This is a genomic window from Pedobacter nototheniae (assembly GCF_004335085.1).
Taxonomy (GTDB): domain Bacteria; phylum Bacteroidota; class Bacteroidia; order Sphingobacteriales; family Sphingobacteriaceae; genus Pedobacter; species Pedobacter nototheniae.
In genome coordinates, this window is record NZ_RQRS01000030.1 from 26181 (window position 1) to 50926 (window position 24746).

Genomic DNA, 24746 nt, shown 5'->3' on the forward strand with positions numbered 1-24746 from the left:
ATCTAAACACTAACGCACTCATGAAAAAAATTCTATTCAGTTTTTTTTGCTGGCAAACTATAGCCTATTTGCTCAAACCGATCCAACAAATTATAACACACCAAACTTAATTGCACAATCTCCTAATGCCTCGGTATTGATGGATTTTACCGTTTGATACAAGAGGACAATGATTGGGAACTTCAGCTAAAATAGCTAATCCCCTATCCATCACCTAGTATTACTTATCAAAATAGCTTTATTACCAAATCTTAAGTTTAACACTCTTAAAATGAACAAAAGAATTTTATTTTCTTTAATGCTTGCTTTGCTTTTTTGCAAAGCATTTGCACAAGATCGGACAAATTATTTGCGAACTGATCTAATAAGCCCGTCCCCAACAGCAGCTGGAATTACCCGGTATGGAGATATTTCGGTTAATCCTTCCTCAGGATCGGCAAATTTGAGTATTCCAATATTTAATGTCCAAGGGCTAGAGCTTTCCCTGCCCATAAGTTTAGGCTATGGGTATTCTGGTTTAAGATCTGCAGAAAATGCAGGTTGGGCAGGCCTTGGATGGACACTGCAATCAGGTGGTGTAATTACCAGAAATATAAGAGGAAAAGTAGACAGAGATAATGATGCTGGTGGTTTTTCTAGTGATTATGTTTCCAATAAAATTTATAACGGCTTAAACAACTCCGATAGTGAAGATTTTCAAACCTTTTTAGAAAATGTATATAACGGAAATTATGATGCAGAACCAGATGTATATAGCTTCAACTTTCCTGGCCATTCAGGCAAATTCATTATATATAAGGGAGTAACGTATTGTTATCCTGATCAAAAATTAAAAATTATTGAACAGATTGGTGCATTTGTTATCATTACAGAGGATGGAACAAATTACCTTTTTAGTGCAACAGAAACTACGAGATCAAAAGGCAATGCCAATGCGCAATATAATTTACCTCCATATATATCTGCTTACTATCTTACCAAGATACAAAATGCTGCTCTTACAGAATCAATAGATCTGAATTATACTCAAGAGGCAGAAATCACTCAAATGGGTCCTTTAACACAGACTTACAAGAAATATTCAACATTTTATGATGAAAGTATTTTGTATGACCCTGTAAATAGTTACCCAACTTTTGTGGCTCCGTTGAGGCTGACTCAAATCTCTTCTGAAAAATTTACTGTAAATTTCCTTCCCGAAGTTTCTCCCCGACTTGATCTAAAAGGTATTAACTATGCTATAGGTGGTATTTCTGTTGTAGATAAAGATGCTTTGAGAGAAATTAAATATTTCAAATTTAATCATAGCTACTTTGGTGATAATGCCTTTTTGAAATTGACATCACTGGAAGAAAATATTGGAGGCGATCTCCATGGAACTTCATCATCTCCACTTATCCATAATTTTGAGTATGAAGAATCTTTCGGTTTCCCAATTAAACCTACCCTTGGAGCAGATCATTTTGGATATTATAACGGTAGTTCATCCAGTATTCTTATACCATCATCTATTTATCCCAGCGGTCCAAATAGAGAACCAAACCTATCTTTTACAAAACAAGGAGCGCTAAAAAAGATTACCTACCCTACAGGCGGCTACACTACCTTTACTTATGAAGGAAATGTAGCTTTTGATGGCAGAAATTATAAAAAGAAAGATATTGGAATAACAGCAAAGGCTTTTGTTCAAGGAACTGATGTGGTTCCTTTTGTATTAGAAACAGCTCAAGAGATAAGGATAGAGGTTGACCGTTATCCATTAACAACTTGGGGCGATGGGAATATACGTGGTGAAACCGATTTTGAAGTCCGTAATTCTATTACCGGAGAAAAAGTAATGTTTGGGAGAGTTGTTAGTGAAAATGCCAACCCACCATTTACGCAGGTATTGCCTGCGGGAAGTTATTTTTTATATGCCATGGCCGATAGATATGAAAACGAACTTAGGGCAACTGTAAATTATACAAGAACAACAGATATTCCTTTAGAAGGAAAAGTAGTTGGAGGAATTAGGGTAAGGTCAGTTAAAGATTTTCCACTTATCGGGCTTTCAACCGTTAAAGAATATAAATATACTGATGCAGATGGCTTTTCAACTGGTACTTCTAATCCAACCCCAGTTTACCATCAATCCAACATAACAGAAGTCATTGAAGAACCAACGGGTTATAGAACAAGAAATGCGGTTATATATAGTTCGTCAATTTCTGAAAGCGACTATTATGGAGTGCAAGATTATTATCAATCAGTAACTGAAACTAATACATCTGTAGATAATAAATTGGTAGTTAGATCAGATTATTCAATGAATAACTATTTTAATGCCCAGCCTCATTTAACCCAAACCACAGTATTCAAAAGTCTTTCTTCAGGACTGTTACAACCTATAAAAAGAACAGTGATGAATTACATGGCTGTATTTGGTAATAGTATCACATCGGTTAGACCAGAACAAACTTTTGAAGTTATTCTAAATCGGTCAGGTCCTGCATGGGGATATCCTGGCCCATTAAAGCAGTTTGCCCCAATTACTACCCAATATAACCAAGGTTGGGAATATGTACTTAAAAGTAGTGAAATAAATTACTTTGGTACCGATTCTGTTAAAAATGAATCTATAAATATTTATGATCCTGTTAAGAAAAACTTGCAAATGACAAGACAGTTAAGTGCAGATGGCGGTATTGTAGTAACAAAGTATAAATATGCAGATAATTACGTCCCCTCTTTAAGCGCTCCATTTCTAACAGCAAACGTAACAGCGCCAGTTTGGGAAAAACAATTATGGAAGAAGACTTTAACGGATTCTGTTCTTATTGCTTCAACGGTTACACTCTTCAATAATCAATTCCGCCCTACAGATATTTATACTATGGATGCAACAGGTATTCATTCATTAAATAGCGAGTTTCGGTCTGCAGGATTGTATAATACAGTTATAAGTGATACCAGACTATCACCAAAGGCACATTTTTATTATGATGCAGTTGGACATTTGGTACATCAGAAGCAAGAAAATGGCCCATCTATGGCTTACAAGTGGGGATATGGTACAAACACCAAACATTATCCAATTGCTGAAGCTAAAAACGCTTCAGATAGTGAAATTTTTACAGAAAATTTCGAAGATATTTCTAATGAATCTACAGGTAATGCACATACTGGAAATCGCTTTCATAATGGCAATTATTTGGTAAACTGGATTACCCCCAATGCAAAACCTTATTTAATCGATTATTATTTTCTAACGGGATCTGGTTGGCAATATAAAACCGAGCCATTTATAAGTGGAAACCATTCTTTGAGCGGAGGAACTGCTTATGATGATATAAGGGTTTTTCCTTCTGATGCACAAATTACAACCTATACTTACAATACGGGTATAGGAATTAGTTCCATTATTGACACTAAAGGACTTACACAGTTTTATGAATACGACAGTTTCAATAAACTGGAAAACATAAAAGATGGAAATGGTAATATATTAAAAAACAATAAGTATAATTTTCGTGTAGCCGATGGCAGATTTTATAACACAGAAACTTCGGCTGTTTTTTACAGAAACAACTGCGGAACAGGTGTTTCTGGAAGCGGTGTATTTTATACCATTGCTGCAGGGAGCTATGTTTCTTCACTAAGTCAAGCTGATGCTGATGCTCAGGCTACAGCTGCATTACAATTGGCTGGGCAAGCAAATGCCAATGCAAAAGGAACTTGTGGTGAAACCATATTGATCTCATTTGTAAACGAAACAGGAACACTACCTAGTAGTGGGGCCAAATCTGGCAATATTTCATCTGTCGAATTCAGAAATACAGTTTCAAAAGCTACCTACATCTTTAACCAAGAACAAGTTAATGCTGGCATTAGGCTTCCGAAAGGGATCTATAATATTGATTTTGAAATTACTGGCGGTAAGTACTCTGAATCTCTAAACTTAGGATGGTCACTTCTTACATTAAGCTATGGAAATTCTATCAAGTATTTGGATTTCTATAGTGACTATTATATGAGAAATGTTGATCTGAACCTTAATAGTGCGACCCTAAAGCTTTCAGCCAAAAATGAGATAGAATAAATCTCAAGGAATTATATTTTAACAAAAAAATAAATTAATGCTTTTATACCATTATAAAAATTAGTGCCTCATGAAAAGATATTTAAATTATAGCTCCGTTCTTCTTTTACTGCTCAGTGGTTTTGGCTTAAAAGCACAAGACCATAAAACAGTAAGTACTTATAATGGTGAGGCAGAGATTAATGCCCCCTTAAGTGTAACCTTAACCGACGGTTTCCATGCTACAGGTAACGTTCGTATTTATACGACTGGGAAAAGCCTGCAGAACTGTTTCCCTTTGGTCTCCTTACCGAGCAGCAACCAGAACTACATTTTAACCCGAATATTTAAACAGCGTGGAGTAACCGAAGCCACGTTGGGTAACGCAAGACTGGTATGCGATGAAAATCAAACCATCCAATACTTTGATGGCTTGGGCCGCCCGCTACAAACCGTTACGGTGCAAGGCAGCCCTACAGGAAAAGATCTGGTGCAGCCTGTGGCTTACGATGCCTTTGGACGTGAACAATTTAAATACCTGCCCTATGCCGCCAGTACAGGCAGCAACGGCAGTTACCGGGCTGATGCTTTAACCGGGCAATCTTCTTTTTACCTCAGCCAGCCTGCCACAAGCGGCATCCCGGTTATCTCTACACCTTTTAGCCAAACGGTATTTGAGGCCAGCCCGTTAAACCGGGTGCTGGAACAAGGCGCCCCAGGATTAGACTGGCAACCTGCACCAAACAGTTTAGCGGGGCATACGGTAAAAATGGATTATGGAACAAATGCATTGAACGAAGTTAAACTCTGGACGATAAATGCGGCCGATAACGGGGCAAGTGCAGGCGTTTACCTGCCGGGTAAACTATATAAAACGATCTCTAAAGATGAGAACTGGAAACCAGCAGATGATAAGATGGGCACGGTTGAAGAGTTTAAAGATTTTGAAGGCCATGTGGTATTAAAAAGGACTTGGGAAACCAACAGCAAAAGCCTTTCTACCTATTACCTTTATGACGATTACGGCAATTTAAGGTATGTATTGCCTCCCGCAGTAAATGAAAACGGGCAAAGCCCGGTTAGCTCTTTCACTGAAAGCGATGCCAGCTTTAACAACTTTATTTATGGCTATCATTATGATGGACGTAAACGTTTAGTTGAAAAGAAGATTCCAGGTAAGGGTTGGGAATATATGGTTTATAATAAGTTAGATCAGGTAGTGTACAGTCAGGATGCCGTACAAGCAGCTAAATCACCAAAAGAATGGTTGTTTACCAAGTATGATGCTTTGGGGCGTGTAATATTAAGCGGTTTATATACAGGAGGAGGCGAGCGGCTAACACTGCAGGCATCAGTTGACAGCCAAGCAGCTTCAAACCAGCCATTATGGGAGAAACGGGATAACGCCAACAGCAATGGTTTAAATACGGGTTATACCAACCAGACTCTTCCAACGGCAAACATTGGTGCCTATTACAGTATTAATTATTACGATGATTATGATTTTTTGGCCAATACATTTGGGCAACCAAGTGGAGCAAACCAGGTAAATGGCGGGCGTACCAAAGGATTACAAACCGGGAGCCGTATTTTAACGCTGGGTAGTAGCAGCCAGCTGCTTACGGTTAACTATTACGATGAAGAAGGAAGGGTTGTGCAAAGCAAAAGTCAAAACCATTTAGGCGGAAGTGATGTAGTAGACAATACCTACAACTTTGCCGGCGAACTCACGGCCAGCACCCGTACCCATGTAGCAAGCGGAGTAACCACAACAATTGCCAACCGCTATGAATATGACCATATGGGCAGGAAACTCGGCACCTTTGAAAACATCAACAGTAAAGGTGAAATACTTTTAAGCAAACTGGATTATAATGAATTGGGGCAATTGCAGCAAAAGAACCGCCACAGTGTAGATGGAGGCAATACCTTTTTACAAAACACCAAATTTGCCTATAACGAAAGGGGCTGGTTAAAAAGCAGTATTTCCGATCAGTTCAGCATCCAGTTAAACTACCAGGATGCTATAAACGTGACCCCCCAGTACAATGGCAACATCAGCAACCAATTATGGGGACCAGGGAATAATTCAGCCATCAATACCTTTAGTTACAGCTACGACAGGTTAAACCGTTTAACCAATGCCAGCTCCCCTAACCTTGGCGAGGCGATTAGTTATGATGTTATGGGTAACATTACCAGCCTGACGAGAGATAACGCTGGGACAAACAATTATACGGGTTACACGGGTAACCAACTGACACAGATTAGTGGTTTTACCAACAGTAGTTACACCTACAACGAAAATGGGAATTTAAAGAGCGATAGCCAAAAAGGGATTAACTTAACCTACAACTACCTGAACCTGCCAACACAGGTAAGTGGCAACCAAAACATCACCTATACTTACAATGCCGCCGGACAAAAACTAAAGAAAGTTAGTGGAACAAATACTACCGACTATGTAGCTGGGATCCAATATACGAATGGTGCGATAGAATTTATCCAGACCGAGGAAGGTGTAGCAAGAAGAAACGGAACAGATTACAGTTACGAATATAACCTGACCGATCATTTGGGTAATGTGAGGGCTACTTTTTACAAGAATCCAAACGGGCAACTGGCAGAGGTAATCCAAAGGGACGATTATTATGCTTTTGGCTTAAGGAAAATGGGTATTCCAAATTCAAATGTAAACAAGTACCTTTATAATGGCAAGGAGTTGCAGGAAGAGTTAGGGCAATATGATTACGGCGCTAGGTTCTATGATCCGGTGATTGGCAGGTGGAATGTTGTTGACCCCAGTTCTGAGCAAGGCGGACAGGAAAGTTTAACCCAATACCAATATGGGATGAACAACCCAATTAGGTACACCGACCCTGATGGCAAATGCCCAACTTGCCCCATATTCTGGGCAATGGAATTGTATGAGGCCGCAAAATATAAGGTTACGTCTGTACTTGGATTTAAAACTTATGCAGACGGTGCTGTTGCCAAGGTACGTAACGATGTACAGAAGCAAGACCCAGATTATGTCAAGAATGTTCCGGAAAATGTCCGCAATGTTATAGATAAGGGCAATGACATAAAGGCATATACAAAGGTCATTCAAGGTGGAGCCGAAATTATGGGCAATGCCTCAGATGCAATGGGTTTGGCTATGGGGGGGGTACAGGGAACTATGAGTGCTGCTGTAGAAAAAGTAGCCGCAGAAAAAGTGTCTGTCTACCGTGTTTTTGGTGGAGATGCTAAAGCAGAGGGGTTTTCTTGGACACCAAAAGACCCCTCAACTGTTAAAAACTTTAGAAACGTTGCAGGGTTGCCATCTGGTGGTGCGAGTGGTGTGACAAATACGGCGGAATTTATGGTAGAGGGGATAGTAAAACCTAAGAACATCATTACAACGAGAGCGGCAAAAGCATTGGATGGGAATACTGGAGGGCTTCCTGAGTATCTAATAAACCCAAAAAATGTAACACAAAAAACTTATTCAATCTTTAATCCATTTAAGTAAATTATGAATGAAAAATATAGGGGTACCACTGTAAATGAACGACTATATCTAAGTGGGACATTAAATAAATTTGATAAGGCGGTAGAGGAAAAAGATATAGATGAAGTTATAAGAATACTCAAAAATGTAGATGTCGACGACAATTCAATTAAAGCTATTTTAAAGCAAATGGGTTTAACTGATAGAGATACGTAATTTATCAGATACTTTGAATATCCAGCTATTCGAGATGTTCCACAGGTCATCTCGAATTAAAGATAAAGACGTGCTATTTCAAATGTTGTTACTGTTCAAAGTGATGCAAGCGTAACTCAAAGCGTTGACAATATTTACAATACAAGTAAAAGCACAATGATAGAACAGTCAGGATCAATTGTATTAGATACGAAAAATAAAACACCCAGCTATTCGAGATGTTCCACAGGTCATCTCGAATTAAAGATAAAGACGGATTTGAAATCCGAAAGCATAAAGACAGCCATGTAAAAGTATAGTTGGCTTTGTTTTATTTAGCGTGCATTTCGAGTAGCTCCTATTGGACAATTAGCACTAAATCTAAAAAAGACGTTGACAAAGATCGCAAGAAAACTAAATCAACGTCTGGTGGAGGTGAGAAGATGGGGGAAACAGAACACTGGGATGAGTTTGTTACTCCCGGATCTGGCAAAGCGCAAGGAAGGATTGAGTTTGGGAAATCTTGGGACGGGATAATCGATAGTAAACACAAGGAAGCAAAAGATCTGGATTTAAAACAAATTGCCAATGAATCAAAATCTAGTACTGAAAAGCGAATCTATAAATTTGACATAAAAGCTAATAAAGAGATTGCTCCATATGGCCCTATGACAGGAGGTTTACTTGATGGTAAATATGCTACAGCTCGATCTGCAGGGAATTATCTGGCTGGATACAACGGGAGGACAGGAACTTATTTTGGAGTTCATATTAGCTTAACCACATATATGAAACTGGCGGGGGCTTTACAGCAAGGACAGTATAATAGTACAAATGCTATGAAGATTGTTATGTTTGGCAAAAGCTACGGGCCTTCACCTTGGTATGGAGAGATTGAATACACTGGAAGAAGGGTAACACAGGGTTGGAATTCTTCAAGAAACTGATAAAAGAGTATGAGTAAAATAAAAATGATTGTTTTGGTAGCGACCATTCTTGTAATGCTTGCGTTTTTGTTTTTTTATTTTGCATTTCCAGAAAAAAATGAAGACGTTCAGTTTGATGTAGTTGAATTATCTTCAAAAAAAATAAAATCAAAGTTATTTATAAAAAAGCTTGTTTGGGGAATGACTTCGGATAATTGCTTAGTGACAATAGGTACTTCTAATATAAAGGAAAATAAACCGAATAGAAACAAGAATTATATTTACAATGGGTTAGATCCGTTATTCTATAAAGTCTCAGGCGATACATTGAGTATTTATACATACAAAACCTCGACAGTTCCCAAAGATTTTTTGACAGCCTTTAAAATCATTCAAATTGAATTAGAAAATCCAGAGATGATGGAGTTAATTGAAAAAGACAATTATAAAAACAAGGGATTAGTCAAGGTTAATTAATATCCTTCTTAATGACGTGCGTGTGTTTCGTCTGTGAGAAATAAAAATAGTAACAAAGTCCGGCAGCAATGCTGGGCTTTTGCTGTTTTACATTGCTGCTATACTTTTTAGCCAGCTATTCGAGATGTTCCGCAGGGCATCTCGAATTAAAGAGAAAGACGGATTTGAAATCCTAAAGAATAAAGCCTAATGATCGTCGCCTCATAAACATACATACTATAAAAATGGAAAACGTAGTAAAGGTCTTTAAGTACAGAATAATCAATGAGATAAAAAGTTTATCTTTTATAGAAGATATATTAAAAATTGAACCGAAAATACAGATGTGTGGTGAGCTTGAAATTGAGCCGTACATAGAATTTTCAGTTAATTTCCAATCCGACTACTGGTATATTAAATATCTTTTATTAAAAGATCAGCTCGTTAATCTTAATGATGAATTCAAATATTTCTATAATGAACCAGATTTAAATATTATTTGGGCATCATTTACGGATGGTAAAACATTTCTTTTAGAATTTAAAGACGGGCAGCCATTTATTAGCTTTTCAAAAGACAAACTTTTGATAAAAAAATACTTTGAACAATTTATCTTGAATGAGTTCTAATTGTTGGGCTTTTCTATTTCTAGATGAGTTCGAATTTAATGAGCCTCTGCTTTAATGGCTATATATGTATTGGATTAGAACTTAGCAAATAGCCGCTACCATGGGTAAAACTGTTTGGGAAGGACTTAAATGCAGGAGGAGCTACAGTAGCAGTTGGGGCTAATGCCACAGTTGGTGAAATTATTTGGCAGGGTATTACTTCTTTCGTTGAAGGTGTAGAAGTTGTGGGTGCTGGTGCAGCGACTCAGCTGTTCGAGATGTTTCACAGGTCATCTCGAATTAATCACATCATGGTTATGAGTAATAATATTGCAGGTGAAAAAGAAAGCGTACAAGGACTAGCTAAAGTAGGTGGGACATCTTCTACGGTTGAAACGGGTACTTTGTCAACTTCAGGAAGATTTGAAAAGGTTGCAAGTCATGAAATTGGGCATAATTTGGGATTAGATCATAAAGATGCGTCAACAAGCTTAATGAATGAGTTTGTTTCAGGAACTTATGTGACACCAAATGAACTTAAGCAAATATATGGTGGCGCTGTGATTTCAGTACCTAACAATGGAAAACTGATAATGTATAACGATAAAGATACACGTAAAGATGCAAAAGAGTTTATCAAAACAAATAGAGTACAATAATATTTTACGATTTGGATGCTGGCTTTTAATGGTATTCTTGATTGGGTCATGTGGGAGATCAAAGCAAATTGTTACACCTTTTTTTTCTCTGACGCCTGTAAGATCTTTGAGTTTGTCTTACAAAATCATTGATAATAATATAGACTCAGAGAACGGCTTTATTTTTTTTGATACAGATACTATTAAATTTGAATATGGAAAAGGAGTTTTTAAAAGACCGGAAGAAAAAACAATTGTTCCATACGAGCAGAAAAAATATTGGGACTCAGTAGGATTGTCTAAGGAAGTAATCTTATCTAAGAGATCAAAAGAAGATTATGATAGTAGAAGCTTTGAAATACATTATTATGTGAATGATACAATTTCAAATAAAGATGTGGTTTGGGTATTTCCTAAAAGATTTAGAAATGGAATGATAGGAGCCTATTTTTATGATGTAGATAAAAAAGGTAATAACTTGAGTATTTACTGCCGAAATTTACCTTTGTCTAAAGTGGACACTTTTATAGAGTTAATTAAAACTATCAAATTCCCCGCTGGCACTCCGCGTGATTAGATAGTTTCGCTGTTGCAAGCCAGCTATTCGAGATGTTCCGCAGGGCATCTCGAATTAAAGATAAAAACGGATTTGAAATCCGAAAGTATAAAGACAGTCATGTAAAAGTATAGTTGGCTTTGTTTTATTTAGCATGCATTTCAAGTACGCTATTTTAAAAATTAGACCCACTGTTCCATTGCGTGTTTAGTTGGTGTCTGCCTATTGTTAGTATCAAAATAGATAAATAAAAGCCTAACGGTTAAGAGCTGTTAGGCTTTTTTGTTTATTCTGAATAATGATCTGGAATAAGTTGGTAACGGTTACAATTGACTTGGTAACAGTCGTAATTGACTTGGTAACAGTCGCAATTGACTTGGTAACAGTCGCAATTGACTTGGTAACAGTCGCAGTTGATTTGGTAACAGTCGCAATTGACTTGGTAACGGTCCGGAGTGACTTGGTAATGGTCTGGAATGGCTTGGTAACAGTCGCAATTGACTTGGTAACAGTCGCAATTGACTTGGTAAAGGTTACAATTGACTTGGTAACGGTCGCAATTGACTTGGTAAAGGTCGCAATTGGCTTGGTAACGGTAGCAATTGACTTGGTAACAGTCGCAATTGACTTGGTAACGGTCGGCAATGACTTGGTAAATTCAACTATTTGAGATGTTCCACAGGTCATCTCGAATTAAAGATAAAGACGGATTTGAAATCCGAAAGTATAAAGACAGCCACAATGACTTGGTAACAGTCTCAATTGACTTGGTAACAGTCGCAATTGACTTGGTAACAGTCGCAATTGACCTGGTAACGGTTACAATTGACTTGGTAACGGTCGCAATTGACTTGGTAACAGTCGCAATTGACTTGGTAACGGTCGGCAATGACTTGGTAAATTCAACTATTTGAGATGTTCCACAGGTCATCTCGAATTAAAGATAAAGACGGATTTGAAATCCAGAAGTATAAAGCCTAAAGAGGTAAAAACATAGTAGTGCTCCATTTGCATATGCGGGAGCCGAAATAAAGGCTTCGAAGATTTCACCTAGTGATTTTGTAAGAAAAGGAAATATTGTGGTATCAAATCAACTGATTAAGGGTAAAGGGAACTGTCCCTGTATGTAAAGAATGTCACACGTATTTGCATGGGAAAGCTAAATAAATAAATATGGAGAAAGATGAGTTTTTAAATATTATTAGAGCAAATATCGATGAAAACGATTATCATATAACGCTTGTTAACAGAGGACAGAATCCTGATTTTTCTTACTCTATAGGATTAACTGAAAAGATTGGATTTGAACTGATTATTGCAGGTGGAGGTAATTCAATAAAAGAGAATGAATTAATATTTAAGCACGTAAATCAATGGTTACAGCGTGGATCTACAATTGATTCTCAGTTTTTTTTATCTGATAATGATATTTACTATCTAGCGAATGTAGATCCATCTTGGAGTAAAAAACTTATGCTAGGTGTCTACGATTATTATGATACAGATGAAATTGTAGCTTTTCAAATTATTCACGTAAATAAGACTCTTGATACACCTTGTATGTCGGAAGTGAGAATTTTAAATGATCCTATTTGGAAATGGTTAGATATAGAATGGAATATAGAGGCACCTAAAAATTCTTATGTAATAACCGATATTTATGCTTTAAGAGGCAAAGCAATAACCGAACTCACTAGGTGGGAAGATCATGTATGGGAAATGTTTTCTGGACCGGGGCCAGATGTTAAGGAAGAAGACATAAAGATAGTTCCATTAGGAACAATATTGGGAATTGATGATACACTACAACCTATAGTAAGTTTGCTTATTGGTGAAGGGCTATGGCGAGATAGCAAAGATTCAAGTTGGCAAAATTGGTGACCCTCTGATGTTGTATATGAGTTTCAGTTATTCGAGATGTTCGAACTGCCAATAAATCTAATCAGCTATTCGAGATGTTAGCTTTCAGCGCATCTCACACTTCTTGGTAATGCCTATTTTTGTTTTGTCAGGAATTTTATCGCTTTTTAATATCGCCTCTATTAACACTTTAAAAGCATTATCGGGATATTAGCAATCTGAGATGATTCAGCAACTCAATTACACCAAAAACAAAAGCGTCCTTTACACTACAGTAATAGACGCTTTTGTTTTTATAAAATATGCATTAGGGGGTTGTCCAAAATAAAGCAGGATTATTCGTTTTGTAGTTGATAAACTTAACACCAGTTTTCTCATTACGTGCTTCATTTTTATGTGGTCCCTGTACCAAACCATCAAGCGGTAATAATTCTACATAAGCAATTTCTTTTCCACTCTTCCAGGTTTCAGAATCATATTGACTGATAACGGGAACTTCCAAACGGTAAAGATTCTTTGCCATATATGTTTGTAGGTAATATTCTTTTGTTTGCAAAGCAGATCTATTCCAGTTTGCATCAGCATTTAATACAAGTGGTAAGCCCTTTATTAAACGTTCTCTTACCTCTTCAATACCTAAAAGACCACCTTTTTCATCCATCACGTAAGCATCAAAGGTAGGATCAATCCATATCCATTTTTTTAAATCCTTTATATAAACCATGTTTATTACATGGCAATCATCAAAATAAGTTTCCTTTGGCATGCATGTAATGTATCTGGAGGTAATTCCCATTGATAAGTAACACTCGTTAAGCACCGTGGCAAGCATTCTACAATTAACACCACGGTTTTCTTCTCTACACACCTTTATTAAGTCAATAGCATTTTTTAACGTTGGGTTATTACTACTTCCGTCATGTCTAATCAGGTTATGCACCCAATGTAAAAGGTTAAAAACCTTCGAAAGTTCATTACCCTTACCCGCGATAGAATCAAGTTTCAAATCTTTTCTAATTCGAACCAAATTTTCATCGTCTTTTGATTGATAAGTAAACACAGGAATTTCACGTTTATCAGTAGCATTATACTTACTGCCTTTCCGTAAAGTATCAATATATACAACAGGCTTTCTACTAGGCACTTTTTCATCGTATTTAATCTGCGTTCTGGCAGTATCCTTACCATTTACCAGGATAATAAAATTGTACTCCCCCACTTTTGGGTCTACGTTAAATGAAATAGATTCCTGATCGGTGTAAAAGGTTACCTTTTTAGCACTAGTGGCATAAACATCTAATTTTTCTGTAGGAACTATGGACCATGCATTTTTACGCACGGGATAATCATCATCCTTTATGTCTACGCTGAGCGAGTTTGCTTTAATAATTCTAAGTTTCTGTTGTGAGAAAGACTTACTTGCAGAAAAAAGGAACAAGAGGATAAAAAAGAGTTTAGTTTTCATGTCAATAATAATGTTTTAAGTTTTGTTTGATAGGAAGACGATAAAAGAAAAGAAAATGTTGCAAGCAGAAATCAAAAAATTCTTTTATTAAATTTTCTAAATAATATCGAACTCTGAAAACCTTTGAGAAACATTAGTATCACCATTTAATAATCTGTATCTACAGATCTGAAATAAATTCATTTTAGCGCAAATAAAACACTGGTAATCCGTTTTTTGATGTTATATTGGTTATAATCATTTCTTCAACTATGGTAGTAAAACGAAGCTCCAGATTTCGTCTTAGAAAAATAAAAAAATTCTTAAGCCTTTTAGGTCCGGGTTTAACCACAGGTGCAGCAGATGACGATCCTTCTGGAATTGCCACTTATTCTCAAACAGGAGCTCAATTTGGTTATGGACAATTATGGACGGCCCTTTATATGCTCCCTTTTATGACAGCCGTACAAGAAGCTTGCGCCAGAATTGGCTTGGTTACTGGTAAAGGTATAGCCGCTGTAGTAAAAGAACATTATAACCGTAAAATACTTTATGCTGTTGTAGGTATTGTTGTAGTAGCAAACACCATAAATATTGGTGCAGATATTGGCGCTATGGCAGCAGCAGCACAACTTTTAGTTCCTGTACACTTTGTAGTGCTTACGCTTCTTTTTGCTGTCGGAATATTGTTACTGGAAATATTTACCAGTTATAAAATCTATTCACGTATATTAAAATGGCTCGCCCTTGCCCTACTCGCCTATCCAATTACCGCATTTATTATCGATCAACCCTGGCAAACCGTTTTACGGGCTACCGTTATTCCACATTTCGAATTTTCATTTAGCTTTCTATTTATTATAACAGGTGTATTTGGAACAACAATTACGCCTTACATGTTTTTTTGGCAAGCATCTCAAGAGGTAGAAGAAGAAAAAATTAAAGGTTTGGTTCGCAATGGGAAACCTAGAATTGGCTGGCCCCACATTAGAGCAATGCGAAAAGACAATAATATTGGAATGATTATTTCGGAGTTTACCACCTGGTGTATTCTGCTCGTTGGTGCCACCGTTTTGCATAATAGTGGCGTTACAGATGTTAAAAGCGCTGCAGATGCCGCAAAAGCACTAGAACCATTAGTACACTCCTTCCCTGATTCTGGCCTTTTAGCTAAAGTAATATTCTCCGTCGGCGTTATTGGATTAGGTCTTTTAGCAGTTCCTGTATTATCTGCTTCTGCAGCCTATGCCGTTGCTGAAGCTTTTGATTGGGATGCCAGCTTTAACCTTAAATTTAAAAAAGCACACGGTTTTTATACCGTTATTATTATTTCTACTCTTATAGGCCTTACCATTAACTTTTTAGGAATCGATCCGGTTAAAGCACTCGTTTACACCGCCGTATTAAATGGTGTAGCGGCAGTACCATTATTATTTCTTATTGTAAGAATATCTGCCAGCGAAAAAATTATGGGTGAATTTAAAAGCGGATGGCTTTCTAAAAGTTTATTATGGGCAACATTTGTTGTTATGGGTGCAGCGGCCGTGGCTTTATTTTTTACAATATAAAATCAGTGACAAAGCAATTGTTAGTCGTGTAAATAAATTTATAATATATATTTGACTAGAATCTTGTAACAAAAAATCATGAAAGCACTGGTCATTTCAGGTGGTGGAAGCAAAGGCGCTTTTGCTGGCGGAGTAGCAGAATACCTCATCAATTACAATCATAAAAGTTATGATCTTTTTGTAGGCACTTCAACCGGAAGCCTCCTCATTCCATTTTTAGCCATTGGTGATATTGAACGCATAAAAAAGCTATACACAACTATTGCCCAATCGGATATATTTACCGTTTGCCCTTTTGTTGTGAAATATAAAAATGGAAAGCTAAAATTGCGCATGAACCATTTTGGAATAATAATGCAGTTTTTTAGACGGCAAAAAACCCTTGGAGATAGCAGTAATTTAAGAAAGCTAATTCATGATAATTTTACTAAAAAAGACTTTGAGCAAATTAAAATTTTAAAAAAAGAAGTCGTTGTAACCGTTGCCAACCTCACTACTCAAGTTATAGAGTATAAATCATCAAATGATTACGGTTACGAAGATTTTTGCGATTGGATGTGGGCATCCTGTAATTTGGCTCCTTTAATGAGTTTATACCAAAAAGATGGCTTTGATTATGCCGACGGTGGTTTTGGGAATCTAATCCCGGTACAAGAAGCCATAATTAAGGGCGCCACAGAAATTGATACCATTGTTTTACGACAAGAGAAGGCAGAATACAACAATCCACCGCTACAAAATGCCATTGAAGTTTTTGCCCGCACCAGCGATTTTATGCTTAATCAAATTGCTAATGACGATCTGATTATCTCTAAACTGGAAACCGCCAGTAAAAATGTTAAAATTAGCTTTTACTTCGCAAATCGACTCCTTACCACTCATTCATTTATTTTCAATAAACAAGAAATGGCTACTTGGTGGCAGGAAGGCTATGAACTTTTTCAACAAAAAGAATGTAAAACCCATTTTCTTGAAGTAAAACCAGCCTAAGTATATCGCAGTGCAAGTAATTTAATTAACGTTTAATTTTTATTTGAAATTTAAGTCCCTATAAATTAGACAGTATGAATAAAAGCCAGCTGTTTTATTAAATATTTTTTATTTTATTTTTGAATCTGTAATTTATATTTCTATATTTGCAACCCCAAAGGAAACAAGCTTTATTCATTTAAAGCACCTGCGAAAGTAGCTCAGTTGGTAGAGCACGACCTTGCCAAGGTCGGGGTCGCGAGTTCGAATCTCGTCTTTCGCTCTAAAAGTTTTTCTTAATTGAAAGCTTTTAATTGGTCACCTTCCGAATAAAATCGGAACAAAGCCTGCTCGGGTGGTGGAACTGGTAGACACGCAGGACTTAAAATCCTGTGCACCTAAAATGCGTGCGGGTTCGATTCCCGCCCCGAGTACTTACAAAAATCGAACTAAAAGCCTTGATAAAAATCAAGGCTTTTTTTATGCCCTCCATCCTACTATATTGCAATTAAACAGGATTTATAAATTTAGTTTTCACTCTACAAGTATCTATCCTTAGAAATAAAAGGTATCTTCACCGAAATTATGGGTTACGCAAAAGAAAGAGGGAAACTGGAAAAGTTATCCGAAAATATTAGTGGTTTAGAACTTTACAATGAAAAAAGTTTAGCCATTTTAAATGATAGTTATGAAAAATATTCTCACTCCGTTAGAATATTAAAAAATAAAGTGCCCGATTTATTTGGTTCACTTTACGAAAATGAATTACAAGACATTAAAAAAGGCAGAAAACTATTAAAAGAAAGTGAAACAGATGAATTACGTCAACAAAACTTTCTTCAATACAAAAGTTTAGTACAGGTTGCTTTAGAAAAAACCATTCAGGTAACAAAAGATTCTCAATAAGATTATACTACCAAAATAAAAAGCCATTCATAAATAAAATGAATGGCTTTTCTGTTAAATAAGGATGATAGTTACAACAATCCACGTTTTTTAAGCATTGGCTTAATATCAGGTGTATGACCACGGAAATTATAAAACATTTTGCCTAAATCTTCCGTATTTCCCTTTGATAAAATCAAATCACGGAAACGCTGTCCATTTGCTCTGTTCAAACCACCGTTTTCTTCAAACCAAGAGTAAGCATCATTCTCCAACATTGATGTCCAGCTGTAAGCATAATAACCTGCGGCATAACCGTTGCTCCAAATGTGCAGAAAATAGCTAGATCGGTAACGTGGCGGCACATAAGATAAATCTAAATGTGTTTTCTTTAATGCATCAGCTTCAAATTTATCCACATCTTGCAAAGGTGCATTGGGTGGTAGCGTATGCCATTGCAAATCTAATTCTGAAGCAGCCAAAGCCTCTGTAAAAGCATATCCTTCATTAAAAGAACTTGCTTTCTTAATTTTATCCAAAAGCGTTTGCGGCATTACTGCGCCTGTTTGGTAATGTACAGCGTAGTTCTTCAACACTTTAGGGTCAGATGCCCAATGCTCATTAAACTGAGATGGAAATTCTACATAATCCCTTGCTACGTTAGTGCCGGATAAACTGGGAAATTTCTGATTGGCAAAAAGGCCATGTAAGCCGTGGCCAAACTCATGAAACATGGTCGTAACATCATCAAAGCTAATTAATGCTGGCTGGCCCTTTTCAGGTTTATCAAAATTGCAAACGTTATAAATTACGGGTTTCGTTCCAAATAATTTAGATTGTGTTACTAAATTATCCATCCAGGCACCGCCATCTTTATTATCTCTTTTAAAGTAATCGCAATAAAATAATCCAATCTGACTGCCATCTTTATCAAAAACATCAAATACTCTAACATCTTCTTGGTAAACAGGTAAATCCTTACGCTCTTTAAATGTTAATCCATAAAGCTGATTTGCGGCATAAAACACACCATTGGTTAACACTTTATTCAATTCGAAATAAGGTTTTACTTCATTTTCATCTAAATTATACTTTGCCTTACGTACTTGCTCTGCATAAAAGTTCCAATCCCAAGGTTCAACTTTAAACCCACCCTTTTGCTGATCGATTACAGCTTGAATATCTGCTGCTTCACCTTTGGCTTTTGCCGTTGCAGCAGGTACAATTTTGCTAAAAAAGGCTTCAACAGCTTCTGGTGTTTTAGCCATTTGATTTTGAAGTTTCCATGCTGCATAATTTTTAAAACCTAAAAGCTGGGCTTGTGAAGCTCGTATTTGGGCAATTCTTGAAATAACTTTACGGGTATCATTTGCATCACCTTTCTCTGCACGGTTCCATGAAGATTCGAAAAGTTTTTGACGAGCCACTCGATCGCCCATCGTTTGTAATTCGGGTTGTTGTGTTGTATTTCTTAAACCTTTGCCTGCCGCCTGTAATTGAGCGGTAAACTTTGCGCTTAAGGATGCTTCTTCTTTATTTAACTCTTTTAGTTTCTCTTTGTCGGCATCAGATAATTTTGCACCTGCTAATTCAAATTTTTGATAGTAATATTCAAGTAATCGTTCTGCTTCTGCATCTAACTTAAGGTCAGCACGTTTTTGATAAATTGCTTCAACTCTTTTAAACAGTTTTGTATTTAAATAAATTGCATCACTATTAGCCGTTAACTTGGGCGCTTCTTCTTCCTTTAATTTCTGTAATTCGGGATTTGTATTTGCGCCCGTTAGCAATGTAAACACCATATTTACACGGCTTAAAAGCTGACCGCTTTTTTCAATTTCAACAATTGTATTTTCAAATGTTGGTGCTTCGGTGTTATCTGCAATTTTATTAATTTCTTCCATTTGTTGCTTCATTCCTTCTTCTAATGCAGGTTTAAAATCTGCATTTTTAATTTTATCGAATGCAGGCGCATGGAAGGGCAGCTTACTTTCTGCATAAAATGGATTGGAGGTTGAAAATGATTGCGCACTTTCGCTTCCGTTTTTACTATTACAAGCGCTCATTATTGCTAGCAAAGCTAACATGGGCATATAGGGTTTCTTTTTCATTGTTGCTGATTGATTTTAATACTTTTAAAATAATAACATCTATTTATAGCCATTTTCGTTGGTTTTAATACGGCTCGAAGATGATGATTTCATGAATTAATAGTTTGGCATAGAATAAATGTAGGTAATTATGACAAATAATTAATATTTAGCACAATTATCATCCTAAAATCATCCTAACGTAACATTTCTGCATTATTTGATTTTCATAATTATTGATTTGAACTGAATACTTTGCTTCTACCTTGTTATAATAAATTTGCCGTGTAATTTTCACACTATGTTCCGAACATCTTTACTTTATTCAACGCTTGGATTACTTTTTTTTAATGCATTAGCCGCAAATGCTCAAAAATTAACTCTAAAAGATGCCGTTAATACTGCATTAAATAATTACGGCACCATTAAAGCTAAAAATAATTATGCAAATGCATCAAAAGCAAATATTCAACAGGCAAAAAGAGAGTATTTACCAAATTTAAATTTAAGTGCCCAACAAGATTACGGAACTATAAACGGTCAAAACGGACCTTCGTATGGTTTTGGTGGTTTTGGAACTGCCTCATCTGGCCCTTCATTAGATAAGCAAAACTGGAATGCAGCTTTCGGAGCACTTTATTTAGCAAATATAAATTGGGATTTTTTCACATTTGGAAAAGTAAACCAGAAAATAAAGGTTGCTGATGCGGCATACAAAAGAGATCAAAACGATTTAGAGCAGGAAAAATTTCAGCAGGAAATTAGAGTGTCCGCAGCGTACCTTAATCTTTTGGCAGCACAGCGATTAACTAAATCGCAACAGAAGAATTTAGAAAGGGCAATTACCTTTAAAAATACAGCCGTAATTAGGGCAAAAAATGGATTAATAGCTGGCGTAGATTCATCTTTTGCAAAGGCTGAAGTTTCAAGTGCTAAAATTGCATTAACCAAATCTCAGGATTTAGAACAAGAGCAAGCCAATCGGCTAGGTGTTTTAATGGGTTTAACCGCTATAGACTATACATTGGATACAACTTCAATTAGTAGAATCCCTTTGGATATGCTTAATGATACAACCATTAAAAGTAATCATCCAATTTTAAAATATTACCAAAATAGGATTGATGTGAGTAAAGAGCAACAAAATTATTATCGCCGATTATACTATCCGAGTTTTTCTTTATTTGGCGTGATTCAAGGGCGTGGGTCGGGTTTTAAATCAGATTATGGGTTAAATCAAAATGCTTATACCAGCAATTATGCAGATGGAATTAATCCCGTTAGAGGCAACTATTTGATTGGAATAGGAATGAGTTGGAACTTGGCTAGCCTTTTAAAAAATGCACCACAGGTTAAAGCACAACATTATATTACCGAGGGGCTTAAAGACGAATATGAGCTGGCAGACCAGCAATTAAAGGCTCAGCTTGCACTTGCGGATGCTAAGTTAAAAAATGCGTTAAGCAATTATAATGAAGCGCCCATTCAGGTAAAAGCTGCATCTGATGCATACTTACAGAAAAGCACTTTATATAAAAACGGATTAACTACGCTGGTTGATCTTACGCAGGCACTTTTTACTTTAAACCGAGCAGAAACCGACCGTGATATTGCTTACACCAATGTTTGGCAGGCTTTATTGCTAAAGTCTGCCGCTTTAGGCAATTACGAATTATTTATCAATGAATTTTAATCAGGCTATTTTATAAATGAACTTAATACGTTTCGCACTTCGTAAACCCATTTCCATACTAGTTTTAGTTGCAGGATTATTCTTTTTTGGAATTGGGGCCATCAACCAAATTAAGGTTGATATTTTACCCCAAATGAATTTGCCTGTTATTTACATTGCGCATCCATTTGGTGGTTATACGCCTAGCCAAATGGAGGCTTATTTTGGCAAGCAATACATAAATATTTTATTGTTCGCCAATGGCATAAAAAGCATTGAAACCAAAAACACGCAGGGTTTAATGCTGATGAAATTAACCTATTACGAAGGTACAAATATGGCGCAGGCGGCATCAGAGCTGAGTGCGCTTTCTAACAGGGCGCAGGCAATTTTTCCGCCTGGTTCTCAACCGCCATTTATTATTCGCTTTGATGCTTCATCACTTCCAATAGGTCAGTTGGTGTTAAGCAGCCCAATTAGAACCAATAATGAGCTGCAGGATATGGCCAATACATACGTACGTTCATCTTTTACAGCGATTCCTGGTTTACTCGCTCCTGCTCCATTTGGTGGTAGTCCGCGTACAATAGAAATTAATGTTGATCCTACCCTTTTAAGATCTCATAATCTTACGGTAGACCAGGTGGTAGAGGCTATACGATTAAACAATCAAACTGCTCCTTCGGGAAATGTTAGAATTGGCGATAAAAACTACATTACACCAACCAATTATACCATTAAAAAAATCAAGGATTTTGAATCTATTCCACTATTTAAGGGCAGTGTACAAAATTTACAGCTTCGCGATGTAGCTACCGTTAAAGATGGGGCGGATTTAACTGCTGGGTATGCTTTAATTAATGGTAAGCGTTCGGTTTATTTAAGTATTGCTAAATCGGGCGATGCCTCTACCTGGGATGTAGTTAAAAACCTAAAAGCTAATCTTCCAACAATTCAAAATACGCTGCCAGAAGATGTTAAGCTATCTTATGAGTTCGATCAATCTGTTTATGTAATTAATGCTGTAAAAAGTTTAATTAGCGAAGGGGCGATTGGTGCAATTTTAACGGGATTAATGGTTTTGTTATTTTTGGGAGATAAGCGTGCTGCCTTAATCGTAATTTTAACCATACCAACTTCTATCATTGCAGGCGTATTATTTTTAAAGCTATTTGGGCAAACCATCAACATCATGTCGTTAAGTGGTTTGGCACTAGCAATTGGTATTTTGGTGGATGAATCTACTGTTACCATAGAAAATATTCACCAACATTTTGACATGGGTAAGCCCAAAGCTCTAGCGATTTGGGATGCTTGTAAGGAAATTGCGTTCCCTAAGTTGTTGATCTTGTTCTGTATTTTAGCCGTTTTTGCCCCTGCATTTACCATGACGGGCATTCCAGGAGCTTTGTTTTTACCACTGGCACTAGCGATTGGTTTTTCAATGATTGTTTCTTTCTTCTTATCACAAACTTTTGTGCCCATTATGGCTAACTGGTTAATGGTTGCCCACCCCAAGAAAGGAGCTAAACACCATGGTATAACACAGGATGAGGCTGATTTTGCTGCAACGGGAATCCCGATGGAAACTGAGGGAGATACGCTTAATCAGAAGAAAATATTGGTAGAACGTGAAGATTTTAGTGGCGATGGAAAGATTTCTTTCTTCGATAAATTCAGGAATCGTTTTATGCGTTTTCTCGATCGGATTTTACCTTACCGTAAACCTGTTGTGTTACTTTATCTGGTTGTGATTATTGGGTCTGCCGCCTTATTACTGATGAATATTGGGCGAGATGTTTTACCAAAAGTAAACTCCAGCCAGTTTCAGCTCCGCTTAAGGGCACCCGATGGAACCCGTTTAGAGCGTACAGAAGAAAAGGCAAATAAAGTACTTGCAGAACTTAAAAATATGGTTGGTGCAGATCATTTGGCAATTTCTTCGGTTTATGTTGGTCAACACCCTGCATTATTCTCTGTAAACCCAATTTACTTATTTATGGGTGGCCCACACGAAGCCGTTTTTCAGGTAAGCTTAAAGGATTACCATGTAGATATGGATGAATTTAAGGATAAGTTTAGATCAAGAATTAAGGAGTTAATGCCTGATGTAAAACTATCTTTTGAGCCTATAGAATTAACTGAAAAAGTATTAAGCCAAGGCTCTCCTACCCCTGTAGAGGTAAGAATAGCTGGGAAAAACAAAAAGCAAAACGAGCAATATGCGAATAAAATTCTTGCCGAGCTTAAGGATATACCATACATGCGTGATGTACAAATTGCACAGCCAATTAAATATCCATCGTTAAATATTAACATTGATAGAACACGGGCGGCACAGCTTGGTGTTGATATGAACGATATTGCTAAATCGCTTGTAGCTTCTACCTCATCATCCCGTTATACAGATAAAAACGTATGGCTTGATGAAAAAATAGGTTTAACGTATAATGTGCAAGTTCAGGTACCTTTAAACCAAATGAACAGCAAAGATGATATTGGCGAAATCCCGCTGCTTAGAAACACAGCACGCCCTGTATTAAGCGATGTTGCTACCATACAGCCTGATACCACTTATGGAGAAAATGATAATCTTGGTGCCACACCTTATTTATCAGTAACGGCAAACCTTTACCACACCGATTTAGGAACAGCTACAAAAGATGTAAATAAAGCAATAAAACAAGTTGGAGAACTACCAAGGGGCTTAATTATTACGCCAATTGGTTTAAGCAAGGTTTTAACCGAAACGCTAGGCAGTTTACAATCAGGCTTATTTGTTGCTATTGTTGTAATATTTTTAATGCTTTCGGCAAACTTCCAGTCGTTTAAAGTACCATTGGTTATTTTAGCAACAGTACCGGCGGTTGTTTTAGGATCTTTATTATTGCTAACCATTACCGGCTCTACGTTAAACTTACAATCATACATGGGAATTATCATGTCGGTTGGTGTTTCAATTGCCAATGCGGTGTTGTTAATTACCAATGCAGAGCACTTGAGGAAGCACAATGGAAATGCATTGGAATCTGCTAGGGAAGCGGCGGCATTGAGGTTGCGCCCAATTATAATGACGAGTGTGGCCATGGTTATGGGTATGTTGCCTATGGCGATAGGACATGGTGAAGGTGGCGATCAAGTTTCGCCATTAGGAAGAGCGGTAATTGGTGGGTTAATTGCATCAACATTTGCCGTTCTAATTATCCTGCCATTGGTTTTTGCTTGGGTACAAGGAAAAGTTTCAACGGATTCAATCTCTCTCGATCCTGAGGATAAAGAAAGTACACATTACATTAAAGGTTTAGAAGAAAACGAATAAACGATCATTA

The 24746-nt window shown here is 36.9% G+C and carries 18 protein-coding genes and 2 tRNA genes; 18 read left to right on the forward strand and 2 right to left on the reverse strand.

The annotated features are described in order from the left end of the window. Nucleotides 1-271 precede the first annotated feature (271 nt). The 11 genes from EHC72_RS20490 to EHC72_RS20535 all read left to right on the forward strand — a co-directional run bounded on the left by EHC72_RS20490 (nucleotide 272) and on the right by EHC72_RS20535 (nucleotide 12810). On the forward strand, nucleotides 272-4078 hold the full coding sequence (locus EHC72_RS20490) for a DUF5977 domain-containing protein (protein ID WP_131539589.1): 3807 nt from the start codon (nucleotides 272-274) through the stop codon (nucleotides 4076-4078). 70 nt (nucleotides 4079-4148) lie between these two features. Further along, nucleotides 4149-7571, forward strand: a complete 3423-nt coding sequence (locus EHC72_RS20495) for a DUF6443 domain-containing protein (RefSeq protein WP_131539590.1) — start codon at nucleotides 4149-4151, stop codon at nucleotides 7569-7571. Between the two features lie 3 nt (nucleotides 7572-7574). Then, complete coding sequence (locus tag EHC72_RS20500; protein ID WP_131539591.1) at nucleotides 7575-7766, forward strand: RidA family protein; 192 nt, start codon at nucleotides 7575-7577, stop codon at nucleotides 7764-7766. Between the two features lie 305 nt (nucleotides 7767-8071). Next, complete coding sequence (locus EHC72_RS20505; protein WP_131539592.1) at nucleotides 8072-8692, forward strand: hypothetical protein; 621 nt, start codon at nucleotides 8072-8074, stop codon at nucleotides 8690-8692. A 9-nt stretch (nucleotides 8693-8701) separates the two neighbouring features. After that, nucleotides 8702-9148: a hypothetical protein gene (locus tag EHC72_RS20510; protein WP_131539593.1), complete on the forward strand. Its 447-nt coding sequence runs from the start codon at nucleotides 8702-8704 to the stop codon at nucleotides 9146-9148. A 224-nt stretch (nucleotides 9149-9372) separates the two neighbouring features. Beyond that, nucleotides 9373-9756, forward strand: coding sequence for a hypothetical protein (locus EHC72_RS20515; protein WP_131539594.1), 384 nt, complete (start codon nucleotides 9373-9375; stop codon nucleotides 9754-9756). Nucleotides 9757-10046: 290 nt separating this feature from the next. Further along, nucleotides 10047-10394, forward strand: a complete 348-nt coding sequence (locus tag EHC72_RS20520) for a matrixin family metalloprotease (RefSeq protein ID WP_262711079.1) — start codon at nucleotides 10047-10049, stop codon at nucleotides 10392-10394. Next, on the forward strand, nucleotides 10357-10950 hold the full coding sequence (locus EHC72_RS20525) for a hypothetical protein (RefSeq protein WP_131539596.1): 594 nt from the start codon (nucleotides 10357-10359) through the stop codon (nucleotides 10948-10950). The genes EHC72_RS20520 and EHC72_RS20525 overlap by 38 nt, the downstream gene beginning before the upstream one ends. A 277-nt stretch (nucleotides 10951-11227) precedes the next feature. Continuing rightward, nucleotides 11228-11599, forward strand: coding sequence for a hypothetical protein (locus EHC72_RS23360; RefSeq protein WP_449415927.1), 372 nt, complete (start codon nucleotides 11228-11230; stop codon nucleotides 11597-11599). A gap of 1 nt (nucleotide 11600) precedes the next feature. Continuing rightward, the gene (locus EHC72_RS20530; RefSeq protein ID WP_131539597.1) at nucleotides 11601-11843 is read left to right on the forward strand and encodes a hypothetical protein; all 243 of its coding nucleotides are present in this window, start codon (nucleotides 11601-11603) and stop codon (nucleotides 11841-11843) included. Nucleotides 11844-12102: 259 nt separating this feature from the next. Beyond that, complete coding sequence (locus tag EHC72_RS20535; RefSeq protein ID WP_131539598.1) at nucleotides 12103-12810, forward strand: DUF4262 domain-containing protein; 708 nt, start codon at nucleotides 12103-12105, stop codon at nucleotides 12808-12810. A gap of 286 nt (nucleotides 12811-13096) precedes the next feature. Here the strand turns inward: EHC72_RS20535 and EHC72_RS20540 are convergent, their stop codons facing one another. Further along, a complete protein-coding gene (locus tag EHC72_RS20540) occupies nucleotides 13097-14254 on the reverse strand; it encodes a transglutaminase domain-containing protein (protein ID WP_131539599.1) in 1158 nt (385 codons plus the stop codon). A gap of 251 nt (nucleotides 14255-14505) precedes the next feature. Here EHC72_RS20540 and EHC72_RS20545 point away from each other — a divergent pair, with 251 nt between their 5' ends. The 5 genes from EHC72_RS20545 to EHC72_RS20565 all read left to right on the forward strand — a co-directional run bounded on the left by EHC72_RS20545 (nucleotide 14506) and on the right by EHC72_RS20565 (nucleotide 17676). Continuing rightward, nucleotides 14506-15801 carry an NRAMP family divalent metal transporter gene (locus EHC72_RS20545; RefSeq protein WP_131539600.1) on the forward strand — a complete coding sequence of 432 codons (1296 nt, stop codon included), beginning with the start codon at nucleotides 14506-14508 and terminating at the stop codon, nucleotides 15799-15801. 78 nt (nucleotides 15802-15879) lie between these two features. Next, complete coding sequence (locus EHC72_RS20550) at nucleotides 15880-16791, forward strand: patatin-like phospholipase family protein (RefSeq protein WP_131539601.1); 912 nt, start codon at nucleotides 15880-15882, stop codon at nucleotides 16789-16791. 189 nt (nucleotides 16792-16980) lie between these two features. Continuing rightward, nucleotides 16981-17053 (forward strand) — tRNA-Gly (locus EHC72_RS20555). Between the two features lie 66 nt (nucleotides 17054-17119). Beyond that, nucleotides 17120-17204, forward strand: a tRNA-Leu gene (locus tag EHC72_RS20560). A gap of 151 nt (nucleotides 17205-17355) precedes the next feature. After that, nucleotides 17356-17676 (forward strand): hypothetical protein, encoded by a 321-nt coding sequence (locus tag EHC72_RS20565; RefSeq protein WP_131539602.1) that lies wholly within the window; start codon nucleotides 17356-17358, stop codon nucleotides 17674-17676. A 71-nt stretch (nucleotides 17677-17747) separates the two neighbouring features. On the opposite strand, the gene EHC72_RS20570 is transcribed toward EHC72_RS20565, so the two are convergent. After that, complete coding sequence (locus tag EHC72_RS20570) at nucleotides 17748-19766, reverse strand: M3 family metallopeptidase (protein ID WP_131539603.1); 2019 nt, start codon at nucleotides 19764-19766, stop codon at nucleotides 17748-17750. Nucleotides 19767-20046: 280 nt separating this feature from the next. Here EHC72_RS20570 and EHC72_RS20575 point away from each other — a divergent pair, with 280 nt between their 5' ends. Then, nucleotides 20047-21438: a TolC family protein gene (locus EHC72_RS20575; protein WP_131539604.1), complete on the forward strand. Its 1392-nt coding sequence runs from the start codon at nucleotides 20047-20049 to the stop codon at nucleotides 21436-21438. A 16-nt stretch (nucleotides 21439-21454) separates the two neighbouring features. Beyond that, entirely contained in the window at nucleotides 21455-24736 is a 3282-nt protein-coding gene (locus EHC72_RS20580) for an efflux RND transporter permease subunit (protein ID WP_131539605.1), read from the forward strand. The last annotated feature ends 10 nt before the right edge of the window (nucleotides 24737-24746 follow it).